Raw genomic sequence first — 12,219 nt, 5'->3', positions numbered from 1 at the left:
AAGCCGCTGAAAACACAAACAATTTTTTAAGAAAATTACCCGATTTGAGTATTTTCGATAACCAATTTACCGTTATAGTATAGGTTACCATCAACGTTGTAAGCACGGTGAGGTACGTGGATAGCACCTGTTGCTGAGCATGTTGCTAAAGAAGGAGTTACTGCTTTATAGTGCGTTCTTCTTTTATTTTTTCTCTGTTTCGAGATTTTCCGTTTTGGATGTGCCATTGGTGTATAATCTAATTATTTTTTAACTTATTAAGTGCTTCCCAACGTGGGTCGCTATTTTGTTCGTTTTCTTCAGCTTGCTTATCAATTGATAATTGTTCCAATCTCTCGATCATTTCCTTATCGCAATCTTTACCAGCTTGCTCACAGTTTTTGATGTATGGTACAGCTACGTTAATCATTTCGTACAAAGGCCCAGCTATATCAATGGCGGTTTCTTTTCTGCTTAACGAGATAATTTCATCATCATCGCTTTCTAAATCATCACCTGCAAATTTTACAATTTGTCTTTCGTACAAATTAATTGGTAAAGGAAATTCAGATAAGCATTTATCACAATCTAAATTTACGTTGCCAATAACTTTAAATTTTAAAAGCAACATGGTTTCTTGTTTCTCAAGTTCCAGGTCAACTTTTAAATTACCGCTTTTAATTAACGAATACTCAAAAGCATTAAAAAAGGTGTCATCTAGTTCATATTCAAACTGATGGCTTCCTAGTTTTAATCCAGTAAACGGTACTGAAAATTGTTTTAACGGGTTCAAAGTACTATAAAATTTTAGCCTGCAAATGTATGGATAAAATAGTTATATAAAAAATGTTTTTTTAAAATTGTTGTCGTTTAAAAAGCTTGAAAGCTTTCAAGATCTTATAGATCTAACTTTTTAAAATCATTTCCTTATTATTTCTGCTCCACTCACTCCATGACCCAACATACAGTTTGGGAATAGGCAAGCCTGCATAATCCATTGCCAATAGCGTATGGCAAGCTGTAATGCCTGAGCCACAATGTACAATCGTATTTTCAGGCATAACTTTGTCTAAAGCAGAAGTGTATTTTTCTTTCAAAACCTCTGGGTTTAAAAAGTGGCCGTCAGCATCAAGATTTTCGGTAAAAGGAATATTAGTTGCACCAGGAATATGCCCCGAAATTAAATCAATAGGTTCTGTTAATCCTGAAAAACGGTTTGCATCACGAACATCGATAACAATGAAGTCATCTGTTTTAGCAACTTTTTCAACTTCGTTAATGTTTGCTAGAGGCAAATTCCAAACGCTTGCTTCATATTTTTCTACAGATCTTGGTATTTCAATTTTGTTTGATGCGGGGAAGCCTGATTTAATTGCTGCCTGAAATCCACCGTCAATTACCTGAACTTTTTTGTGGCCAATTGATTTCAGCATCCACCATAATCTTGCAGCCGCATTACTACCGCTTTTATCATCATAAACAATTACGCGAGAATCTTTTGTAATTCCAAGCTTCTGTAAAACGTTTGAAAATTGTTCGAAAGTTGGCAATGGGTGTCGCCCGCCTATTGCAAAGTCTCCAATATTGGCTAGGTCTTCGTTCACATCTGCAAATAATGCTCCGACTAAATGTTGTGCATCATATCTTGCTTTCGAGCCGGCACTGGCATCTACAATAACAATTTCTTCATCCTGATTTAGCCAGGTTAACTCTTCTGGCTTTATAATTGGTGATAATGACATGTCTTTATAAATTTTATTGTTTTCAATACTACTGAAATCATTTAATTTAGAAATTAAGTTTAATGCAAAACTTTAACAAAAATAAACCTACAAGTGGAAATACTTTTGATAAAACCAATAAGGTTTTTAAAACCTTATTGGTTTGAAAAAGATTGGAACGCCCACCTGCCGGACGAGCCGGAAAAGCAAGGCTTTTGGAACCGATAAAAAACCGAACCCTGCTTTACAAAAAAGTATTTTAAGAATACTATCTTTATGTTTTACCTCAAACCTTCACGCCCTCAGCCTTCACCCTTATGAAGCATCATCCTTAATGTCGAATTGTGTTTCTACCACTTTACCACCTCCGCGTAATTGGTTGCTTAGCATTTCTTCCTGTTCTCTACGGTTTTTTACGATGTGTATAGCAGAAAATAACGCTTCGGTAAATGATGTAGAATCGGCCAAATCTTTTCCTGCAATATCGTAACCAGTTCCATGATCGGGAGAGGTGCGAACGAAATTTAATCCTGCAGTATAATTAACCCCATTGTGGAAAGCCAATGTTTTGAAAGGAATTAAACCTTGATCGTGGTACATGGCCAATACAGCATCGAATTTTTTGTAGCTACCGTTCCCAAAAAAACCATCTGCAGGATATGGGCCAAAGCACATGATGCCTTTATCATAAGCTTCCTGAATAGCAGGTGTAATAATTTCTGCTTCTTCAGTACCTAATAAACCGTTATCACTAGCATGCGGATTTAAGCCTAAAACAGCTATTTTTGGTTTCTCAATCCAAAAATCTTTCTTTAAGCTTTCGTTAATAAGCTTAATTTTATTTAGAATTTTTTCTTTGGTTATTGATGATGCAACTGATGAAACCGGAATATGTCCGGTAACTACACCAACACGCAAGTTTTCGCTGATTAAAAACATCAGTACATCTTTGCTTCCACTTTTTTCTTGCAAATATTCGGTATGACCAGGAAAAGAAAATGTTTCTGATTGAATGTTGTGTTTATTAATTGGAGCCGTAACTAAAGCATCAATATCTCCAGCTATTAAGTCTGCTGTTGCTCTTTCTAAAGATAAAAGCGCATATTTTCCGCCTGTTTCGGTAACCTGGCCAAGTTCTATTTTAACATCTTCTTCCCAGCAATTAATCATATTTGCTTTTTTCGGCTGCGCTTGTGCAGCATTGCTTACTACATTGAAACTGAAGTCGCCAAGGTTATTTGCTTTTCGGTGGAAAGACGAAACTTTAGTATGGCCATAAACAATTGGTGTACAATAATTTAAAATAGCAGGATTTGATAATGTTTTTATAATTACCTCTAAACCAATGCCGTTCACATCGCCTATACTGATACCAATTTTAAGTTTATTACTCATAATTACCGGGAAATTTTAGCGCAAATTACAGATTTTCGTTTAAAGACTTTAAAAAAAATGAAACCGCAAAGAACACTAAGCTATTTGCAAAGGAATATTAAGCCTATCTTTGCCGTATAATTTAAATTTAAAAGTCCTGTTTTTTCGGGATTAGGGTATGAGTTTAGTAAAAGCGAAGAAACATTTAGGTCAGCATTTTTTAACCGATAAAGGCATTGCCAAACGAATTGTAGAAAGTTTGATAAGTACTGATAAGTATAATCAAGTTTTAGAAGTAGGGCCGGGAATGGGAATTTTATCTGATTTTTTGTTGCAACGAGAAGATTTACAAACTTATCTTATTGATATTGACACAGAATCATTCCATTTTCTGAATGAAAAGTATCCGCAGCTTGGCGATAAATTGATAAATGGCGATTTTCTAAAGATGAATTTCGATGATATTTTTCCAGATAAGTTTGCCATCATCGGTAATTTCCCGTATAACATTTCATCGCAAATTTTATTTAAAATTTTAGATAACCGTAATAAGGTTGTAGAAATGGTGGGGATGTTTCAAAAGGAAGTGGCACAGCGTTGCGCTTCACCTGCTGGCACAAAGGAGTATGGTATTTTAAGTGTATTTCTGCAAGCATATTATAAAATCGAATACCTTTTTACCGTAAAACCTGGCACTTTTAATCCGCCACCTAAAGTTCATTCTGCAATTATTCGTTTAACCAGAAACGATGTTGAGGCTTTAGATTGCGATGAAAAATTGTTTTGGCGTGTGGTAAAGGCTGGCTTTAATCAAAGAAGAAAAACATTGCGAAATGCGCTTTCGGCAGTTATGCCAAGAGATAAAATGGATAACCACATTTATTTTGAAAAAAGAGCAGAACAATTAACTGTTGATGATTTTGTAGAATTGACAAAACATGTGAGTTCTTTAGCAATAATTTAAATTTTTTGAAAAGCAGGTTTCTGAACGTTTAGGTTACAGCGGCCCCGCTTTACATTTTAAGTCCTCGCTATGCTGCGGGCTTTCCATTTCAATCGGGTTTAGGAACCAATAAAATCTGCAAAAAAAATACAGACTAAAGTTTAATTTACCCATTGATAGTTAATTATTTTCCTTGATATATTTCTTGCAAACTAATGATTATTTTTGTTGATTTTCTACTTTACTTTGTACTATAATTTTAGGAAATATCATGGTTAATTACAGCGAAATTTTCAGCGGTCAAGGAATGGATTATTTAACATATCGTGCCTTGATAGATAAACTTCTGTTAGAGGGAAAGGCCACGGGTGATGTAACTTACGATTTGCATTATACTAAAATGAATGTGCAAAGAATGAGTCGTGTTGATAAGACGGTTAACTTAACCGATGAATTAACATCAACTGTTAATCATCTTAAAGAAAATTATAAATTTTTAGTAATTACCGAAGGTTGGTGTGGTGATGCCGCACAAATAGTCCCGGTGTTTAACAAAATTGCAATGGCATCTTTAGGTAAAATTGATTTAAAATTCGTCCTTCGCGATAAAAATTTGCCTTTAATTGATGCGCACTTAACCAATGGCGGTAGAGCAATTCCTGTTTTAATCATTCTTAATGAAACTGCAGATCATGTACTGGCAACTTGGGCGCCACGACCACAAGTTTTGCAAGAGCTTTTAAAAGAGTGGCGTAAAGAAACTACCGAAATGACAATTTTATCAGAAAAACTTCACGGTTGGTATGCAAAAGATAAAACGCAAACTACACAAGCAGAATTTAATCAGCTTTTGAAGGGCTTAATTGCCTAACCAACTTGCTGCGGGCCAGTTTGTTGTTCCAAAGAAATGAGATAGCACTGGCTTCATAATTTTTAACCCGTTGGCGCTGTTTGTAAAACATACTAATATTTCATCTTTTCGAGGGTCGATCATAAAAAAACTTTGAAAATCGCCATTATCACCCCAGTGCCAAAGCATTTTTCCTAACTCATTTTCTTGGATGCCCATGCCCAAGCCCCAAAATAAACTTTTTGCTGAAGATTTAGGTTCTTTTGTATCATAAATAGAAACTGAATCTGAAATTATTTTAGGTAAAAATTTATGGTAAAAAGCGTTCAAAAAAGTCTGGTAATCGGAAGCCGTTGTTAAAAGTGAAAAAGCTGCATTTGGTAAAAAGAAGGGCATTTGCTGTGTTTGTTCTGATTTATCATCATGTCCAAGAGCGGCAACAGATTCAAATTCATCCTTCCAGATGAACGAAGAGTTATTCATCGCTAATGGCTTAAATACCATCTCATCTGCAATTTGCTGTAAATCCTTCTTTAATATATTTTGAATTACCAATTGGAGAAAAACAAACCCTTCGCCTGAATATTTCCAATGGTTGCCGGGCTCAAAACTGGTGCTCAGCGCTGATGTTGCCCATGATTTCTTCAATGGATTTTCTGTCCAGTTTGGTAATCCACTCGTGTGCATTAAAACCATTCTTGCGGTAATCTTTTTAGCCGCAGAATCGTTTTTTAATCTCGGATAATCGTAATAAGAAATTAGGGGTTTATCTAAATCGATTTGTTTTTTATTAGCCAATTCGAGGCAGATGTAAGCTAAAACAACCTTGCTTAAAGAAGCCGCTTGAAAAATAGTTTTTGATGAAACTTTTTGTTTGGTTTCACTATCTGAAAAACCAGCATTAATAGCCGTGATTTTTCCTTTTTTAGAATAATTGATTTGTAAGCCGGTTATACTTGAATCTGCCAATAATTTATCAGCAAATGATTGTGCGTTTGTTTTCTGAACAATAAAGGAGAAAATCAAAAAACAAATAACTCGTTGCATTCTAATCAACAGTAACAGTTAAACCTTCTTGTTGTAAAATTTTTCTATAAACTTCCATTTCGGTAAATGAACCTTCCAAAACCGGGCACTTACCTTCATTATGAACTTTCCAGGCAATTTTTTCTGACTGAGATTCGTTATAATCCAAATACTTCATCATACAATATATAACATGTTCAAAAGTATTTACATCATCATTCCACAAAATAAGTCGATGTACGGTTTTTAGTGAAGTTAAAATTTCTTCGAGCGTAAAGGTCTCTTCTTTGGTTTCTGTAGACATGGCGCAAAAATAAACATTAGTATCAAGTATTTAGTATCAAGTATCAAGATTTTGTTCCATAGTGAATAATAATACCTTCGCCAATAAATGATTAACTTTGTTTAACCAAAATATAATATTAACATGCACCAATCCAAAATCGCAGGAATCGGATATTACGTTCCTAAAAATGTATATACCAATAATGATTTAAGTCGCTTTATGGAAACCAGCGATGAATGGATTCAGGAACGCACCGGAATAAAAGAACGTCGATTTGCAGATAGATATGAAGAAACCACTACAACAATGGGTATCGAAGCTTCAAAAATCGCGATAGAACGAGCAGGAATAACAGCTAAAGATGTTGATTTTATTGTGTTTGCAACTTTGAGTCCTGATTATTATTTCCCGGGTTGTGGTGTTTTATTGCAACGCGAAATGGGTATGGGCGAAATTGGTGCATTGGATATTCGCAATCAATGTTCAGGCTTTGTTTATGCATTATCTGTGGCAGATCAGTTTGTTAAAACTGGCATGTATAAAAACGTTTTGGTTGTTGGTAGCGAAAAACACTCCTTCGCAATGGATTTTGAAACCCGAAGCAGAAACGTATCTGTAATTTTTGGTGATGGAGCCGGAGCTGTGGTTTTACAACCAACTGATGAACCTGGCAAAGGCATTTTGAGTACGCATTTGCATAGCGATGGTGCTGATGCCGAAATATTGGCCATGTACTATCCTGGTTCTCATGCAAATAAATGGATGAAAGATAAACCTTCCTTTCCAGATCAGGAATTAGGTGGTTTGTTTATGACGCCCGAAATTTTAGCAAGTGGTGCCGCATTACCTTATATGGATGGGCCATCGGTTTTTAAAAAAGCAGTTGTAAAATTCCCCGAAGTAATAAAAGAAGCTTTGGCTGCAAATAATTTAACAGAAAAAGATATAGATATGTTGGTGCCGCATCAGGCAAATTTGAGAATCAGCCAATATGTACAGCAATTGCTTGGTTTAAAGGATGATCAAGTATTCAATAACATCCAAAAATATGGCAATACGACGGCTGCATCGGTTCCTATCGCTCTATGCGAAGCATGGGAACAAGGTAAGATAAAAGACGGCGATTTGGTTTGTTTAGCTGCCTTCGGTTCGGGTTTTACCTGGGCAAGTGCGTTAATACGCTGGTAATTTGCCGTTTCGTAACTAAATTTTGACATTTCGTGTAAAATAACTGAAATTCAGTAAGATAATACTTAGTTTTATTCCTACCTACAGTTATTTTATGGCAATAGACGTTTACTCAGGAAATTTCGGGTCAAAAGAACTAAATCATTTACTAAAGCGCACTTTATTTGGTGCCAAAAGAAATGATATCAATACACTTGTGGGTCAATCGGTAATTCAGGTTGTCGATTTGCTTTTAAAGGATTTGCCAATTCCGAATCCTCCAATAAATAATTATAACGATGCCGGTTACACCGATGCAAATGTTCCGGCAGGACAAACCTGGGTAAATGCAATTTATACCGATGGAACTGCCAATAGTCGTCGTGTTGCTTCTTTTAAATCTTGGTGGGTTACTCAAATGCTTAATCAACCGATCTCTTTAAGAGAGAAAATGACGCTTTTTTGGCACAATCATTTTGCCACAGAGGCCGATACAGTTGATGATGCTCGATACATTTACAAACACAATAATTTACTTCGCAGTTTAGCCTTCGGTAATTTTAAAACTTTAGTTAAGCAGGTAACCATCGATCCGGCAATGGTTCGTTATTTAAATGGTTATGCAAGTACAAAATCGGCCCCTGATGAAAATTACAGCAGAGAATTACAAGAACTTTTCACGGTTGGTAAAGGCCCTGATTCTAAATACACAGAAGCAGATGTAAAGGCTGCTGCCCGATTATTAACAGGTTATAAGTTAGATGGTGTAGCAATAAATACAGTTTTTGATGCCAATAGGCATGATGCTACCGACAAACAATTTTCATCATTTTATGGCAGCAAATTAATTAAAGGCAGAACAGGTGTTGATGGTGCTAAAGAGGTTGATGATTTGCTCGATATGATTTTTAATCAGGTTGAAATGAGTAAATATATTTGTAGGAGACTGTACCGTTTCTTTGTGTATTACGAAATAACTTCAGATGTTGAATCAAATATTATTACGCCACTGGCAGAAATTTTCCGAAATTCAAACTATGAAATTAAGCCTGTTTTAAAGGCCTTACTCACCAGTAGCCATTTCTTTCTGCCGCAAAATCGTTCTTGTAGTATTAAATCGCCAGTAGATTTTGTAGTTGGATTGGCCAGAGAATTCGAAATCGTTTTTCCGGATGCTTCTGATTATGTGAATGTATATTACATGAGTGATTATTTAAGAAGTACGGCATCGAACTTACAGCAAAACCTGGGCGATCCGCCCAATGTTTCTGGTTGGCCTGCGTATTATCAGGTTCCGCAATATTACGAATTATGGATTAATTCAGATACACTACCCAAACGAAACATTTTTACCGATAGATTTATCAGCACAGGTTATACCAGAAATGGCAAGAAAATAGTAATCGATCCAATAGCTTATACGGCAAAATTTACTAAACCAGAAGACCCAAATGTTTTGGTTGATGAAGCTATTGCTCATTTGTACACAATTGATGTAAGTGCAGAGGTTAAAAAGTTTTTGAAAAGCATTCTTTTAAGCAATCAGGTTACGGATAACTATTGGACAACCGCCTGGTTGGATTATAAAGCTGCACCAACAACCATGAAAACCACCATCGTGCAAACCCGATTACAAGAGTTTTATAAATACATTATGAACCTTGAAGAATATCAGTTATCATGAAAAGGCGTGACTTTTTAACTAAGGCAATGCCAGCAGGTGTGGTAATTCCTTCATTACTGGGTGGTTTTTCATTAAAGGCTTTTGGTGCATCAAGCTTATTATCTGCAATAACAGCTGCAAACCAGGAAACAGATCATGTTTTGGTAATTATTCAACTAAACGGTGGAAATGATGGTTTGAACATGATTCTTCCATTAGATCAATATGATAATCTGACTTTAGCTCGTCCAAATATAATTCTTCCAAAAAATAAAATAATTAAGCTTTCAGGTTACAATACGGGCATACACCCGGCTATGTCGGGTTTAGCAGGTTTATATGATGATGGGAAAGTTCAGGTTGTACAATCGGTTGGTTATCCGCAACCTAACTTCAGTCATTTTAGGGCTACTGATATTTGGCTTTCTGCATCAGATTCTGACCAGGTTGTAGATAGCGGTTGGGTGGGAAGATATTTGGCAGAAGAATACACAAATTTCCCGATAGGTTATCCGAATACGGTTATGCCAGATCCATTGGCGATTCAAATCGGGTCTTTTATATCGCCGGCTTTTCAAGGCCCATCGGTAAATATGGGTATGGCAATTTCCGATCCGGTTAATTTTTACAATCTTATAAATGGCATACAATCTCCTGCTCCAAATACCAATGCTGGTAAAGAATTAACCTATGTTAGGCAGGTTGCACAACAAACGCAACAGTACGCTTCGGTGATAAAAACTGCAGCTGGTAAAGTAACTAAGCAAGGCACTTATCCAACTAATAATTCATTAGCAGATCAATTAAAAGTTGTTGCCAGGTTAGTTGGTGGAGGTTTAAAAACCAGACTTTATATGGTTAACATTGGCTCTTTTGATACCCATGCTTCGCAAGTAAACACAGGTGCAAACGAAACAGGTACGCATGCGGTTTTGCTTCAAAAAGTTAGTGATGCCATTAAAGCTTTTATGGATGATTTAAAAGGACTTGGTGCATCAAAAAGAGTTGCCGGAATGACTTTCTCCGAATTCGGCCGACGCATAAAATCAAATGCCAGTAACGGAACAGATCATGGAGCTGCGGCTCCGCTAATAGTTTTTGGCGATGCCATTCAAGGTGGTGTTTTGGGAAAAAATCCAACAATATCTGCCACAACATCTGTCAACGATAACATCCCCATGCAATATGATTTCAGATCGGTTTATGCCACTTTGTTAGAGAAATGGTTTTGTGTGGATAAAGCAACTTTATCGGGCGTAATGCTTAAAGATTTTCAATCACTACCACTTATTCAGGCAGGTACAAATTGCATGTCGACAAGTTTGGCACAAGCAAATCACTTAAGCGGAGAAAGTTTAATTTCAAATTATCCAAATCCTTTTACAACTTCTACAACCATAAAATACTCTTCAAAAGGCGGCCATGTTTTAATTCAGATTTATAATACGATGGGCAGATTAATGACAACAGTGGTTGATGCTGTTAAGGACGAAGGCACTTACAATATTAATTTCGAAAATCAACGGTATGCGCCAGGAGTGTATTATGCTCGCCTACAAAATGGCGAGTTGCAACAGGTTCGAAATATGCTCATCGTAGCCTAATCTAAAAATAGGTACCTTCGCTTAAACGAAGAGGCTGAATCATAATCGATTTATCATTGGATCTTGTCACGTTGAACTTGTCGAAACGCTTTAAAAAAGTTTTACAGGTGCTTCGACAGGTTCAGGATGACATTTCGAATTCATGATATAAGTTCTCCAATCAATATTTTTAAAATGAAATTTAAGCTGGGTGATTTTGTGCGTTTTGTTGATGAAAAACGTGAAGGATATGTTACTAAAGTTATTGATGCACAAACTTTGGGTGTAACTGACGAAGATGGTTTTGAAATTCCTGTAGCAATGAGTAATTTAACTTCTGTTCATGGGCATGGCGTTGTTGCCGAAGAAATTGATAAGCCAAAACCTATTCAGGTTAATGTAGCAAGTATAAGTACGTTAGAAAATGGTATTTACCTCGCAGTGGCAACAGATGATAAAGCTGGAAATGTAGTGCACTTTCATTTGCAAAATCAATCGGCGAATGTGCTTTTGACAACTTTAACTTCCGAACGTAAAGAAAAATACAGCGGTTCTTTTTATGGGATTTTAGAAGCTTATCAATCGAAACTGATTTATTCTGCATCAATAGCCGATTTAGATATTTGGCCAGAATTTACTTTTCAGGTTTTGCTATTCAGCAAAGCTGATGTTAAACCTGCAGAACCATTAGTAATAAAGAAAAAATTCAGGGCAAAAGATTTTTCTATAGAACAAAAGGAATTGCCTCAATTGAAAAATAAAGGCTGGTTAATCCGTTTGGATGAACTTCCTTTAGTGAAAATAGATGCTCAAAAATTAAAAGAAAGCTTTTTTAAATCTCCTGCAGAAAAGAAAACTGTTGATGTTCCGTTAAAAGAGATTGATTTGCATATAGAAAAACTTCGAGACGACCATCACTTTTTAGAAGCTGATGAAATGATACAAATTCAATTGTCGCATTTTCAAAATGCATTAGATGCTGCGATTGTTCACCATTTTGATAAGATGATTTTTATTCACGGCTCAGGCAATGGAACTTTAAGAGATAAAATTCACAAGCTGATTAGCAAAAACCCTCATGTTAAAACGTACATGGACGCGAGAAAAGAAAAGTTTGGTTACGGTGCAACCGAAGTGGTTTTTAAATGATGAGTGATAGGCATCGATTTAGATAAGTTAGCATTAGTAGTCCTATCAACAATATTAAAAATTGAGGTACACTTTTTGCGATAATGTAATTTCTTTTTATAAAAGATTAAAACTAGCTTTGCCGCTATTAATGAAACACCTGGTTACCATATCTCTTGTATTTTTTAGCTTAACACATTTGGCAAAAGCCGAGCGTGTTGAAGGGCTTAGAATATTAAATGAATATTGCAGTGAGCATAAAATTAGTGCTAATACAACTGATAAAGATTCTGTTCAACCCAACGAACACCACAATCCTTATTTGTTATCTTATACCAGTCTTGCATTAATAGGAACCCAAACTCCATATAAGGTTTTGGAATATATAAGTGTAAATCAGTTGATTACTGATTTAATTATAAGAAAAAAACCAAAAAATAACAGTCCTTAATTCTCTTTTTAAAATCTTTAAAAGATTTTCTGCTCCATTTATACCAAC

The 12,219-nt window shown here is 35.7% G+C and carries 13 protein-coding genes; 7 read left to right on the top strand and 6 right to left on the bottom strand.

Going from position 1 to position 12,219, the window contains the following annotated elements:
- Positions 1 to 35: 35 nt before the first annotated feature.
- The 4 genes from rpmF to pdxA form a co-directional block, all read right to left on the bottom strand.
- Positions 36 to 227, bottom strand: coding sequence for a 50S ribosomal protein L32 (gene rpmF, locus IEV50_RS01730; protein WP_025143959.1), 192 nt, complete (start codon positions 225 to 227; stop codon positions 36 to 38).
- An 11-nt stretch (positions 228 to 238) separates the two neighbouring features.
- Complete coding sequence (locus IEV50_RS01725) at positions 239 to 772, bottom strand: YceD family protein (protein WP_188411528.1); 534 nt, start codon at positions 770 to 772, stop codon at positions 239 to 241.
- A gap of 112 nt (positions 773 to 884) precedes the next feature.
- Complete coding sequence (locus IEV50_RS01720) at positions 885 to 1,721, bottom strand: sulfurtransferase (RefSeq protein WP_188411527.1); 837 nt, start codon at positions 1,719 to 1,721, stop codon at positions 885 to 887.
- Between the two features lie 294 nt (positions 1,722 to 2,015).
- Positions 2,016 to 3,095, bottom strand: coding sequence for a 4-hydroxythreonine-4-phosphate dehydrogenase PdxA (pdxA, locus tag IEV50_RS01715; protein WP_188411526.1), 1,080 nt, complete (start codon positions 3,093 to 3,095; stop codon positions 2,016 to 2,018).
- 157 nt (positions 3,096 to 3,252) lie between these two features.
- Here pdxA and rsmA point away from each other — a divergent pair, with 157 nt between their 5' ends.
- Positions 3,253 to 4,038: a 16S rRNA (adenine(1518)-N(6)/adenine(1519)-N(6))-dimethyltransferase RsmA gene (rsmA, locus tag IEV50_RS01710; RefSeq protein ID WP_188411525.1), complete on the top strand. Its 786-nt coding sequence runs from the start codon at positions 3,253 to 3,255 to the stop codon at positions 4,036 to 4,038.
- 250 nt (positions 4,039 to 4,288) lie between these two features.
- The gene (locus IEV50_RS01705; RefSeq protein ID WP_188411524.1) at positions 4,289 to 4,888 is read left to right on the top strand and encodes a thioredoxin family protein; all 600 of its coding nucleotides are present in this window, start codon (positions 4,289 to 4,291) and stop codon (positions 4,886 to 4,888) included.
- On the opposite strand, the gene IEV50_RS01700 is transcribed toward IEV50_RS01705, so the two are convergent.
- Positions 4,877 to 5,914, bottom strand: a complete 1,038-nt coding sequence (locus IEV50_RS01700) for a serine hydrolase domain-containing protein (protein ID WP_188411523.1) — start codon at positions 5,912 to 5,914, stop codon at positions 4,877 to 4,879. The genes IEV50_RS01705 and IEV50_RS01700 overlap by 12 nt on opposite strands.
- A 1-nt stretch (position 5,915) precedes the next feature.
- A complete protein-coding gene (locus IEV50_RS01695; protein WP_188411522.1) occupies positions 5,916 to 6,197 on the bottom strand; it encodes an ATP-dependent Clp protease adaptor ClpS in 282 nt (93 codons plus the stop codon).
- A 123-nt stretch (positions 6,198 to 6,320) separates the two neighbouring features.
- Between IEV50_RS01695 and IEV50_RS01690 the strand changes: the two genes are divergently transcribed.
- From IEV50_RS01690 to IEV50_RS01670, 5 genes are all read left to right on the top strand, one after another.
- A complete protein-coding gene (locus IEV50_RS01690; RefSeq protein WP_188411521.1) occupies positions 6,321 to 7,367 on the top strand; it encodes a 3-oxoacyl-ACP synthase III family protein in 1,047 nt (348 codons plus the stop codon).
- Positions 7,368 to 7,461: 94 nt separating this feature from the next.
- Positions 7,462 to 9,030 carry a DUF1800 domain-containing protein gene (locus IEV50_RS01685; RefSeq protein ID WP_188411520.1) on the top strand — a complete coding sequence of 523 codons (1,569 nt, stop codon included), beginning with the start codon at positions 7,462 to 7,464 and terminating at the stop codon, positions 9,028 to 9,030.
- Positions 9,027 to 10,613: a DUF1501 domain-containing protein gene (locus IEV50_RS01680; RefSeq protein WP_188411519.1), complete on the top strand. Its 1,587-nt coding sequence runs from the start codon at positions 9,027 to 9,029 to the stop codon at positions 10,611 to 10,613. Before IEV50_RS01685 ends, IEV50_RS01680 begins: the two co-directional genes overlap by 4 nt.
- Positions 10,614 to 10,787: 174 nt before the next feature.
- Positions 10,788 to 11,741: a Smr/MutS family protein gene (locus tag IEV50_RS01675; protein ID WP_188411518.1), complete on the top strand. Its 954-nt coding sequence runs from the start codon at positions 10,788 to 10,790 to the stop codon at positions 11,739 to 11,741.
- A 61-nt stretch (positions 11,742 to 11,802) separates the two neighbouring features.
- Positions 11,803 to 12,171: a hypothetical protein gene (locus tag IEV50_RS01670; protein ID WP_188411517.1), complete on the top strand. Its 369-nt coding sequence runs from the start codon at positions 11,803 to 11,805 to the stop codon at positions 12,169 to 12,171.
- The last annotated feature ends 48 nt before the right edge of the window (positions 12,172 to 12,219 follow it).

It is taken from the genome of Pedobacter mendelii (assembly GCF_014635725.1).
Lineage (GTDB): Bacteria > Bacteroidota > Bacteroidia > Sphingobacteriales > Sphingobacteriaceae > Pedobacter > Pedobacter mendelii.
This window is presented reverse-complemented; position numbering and strand designations above follow the sequence as displayed.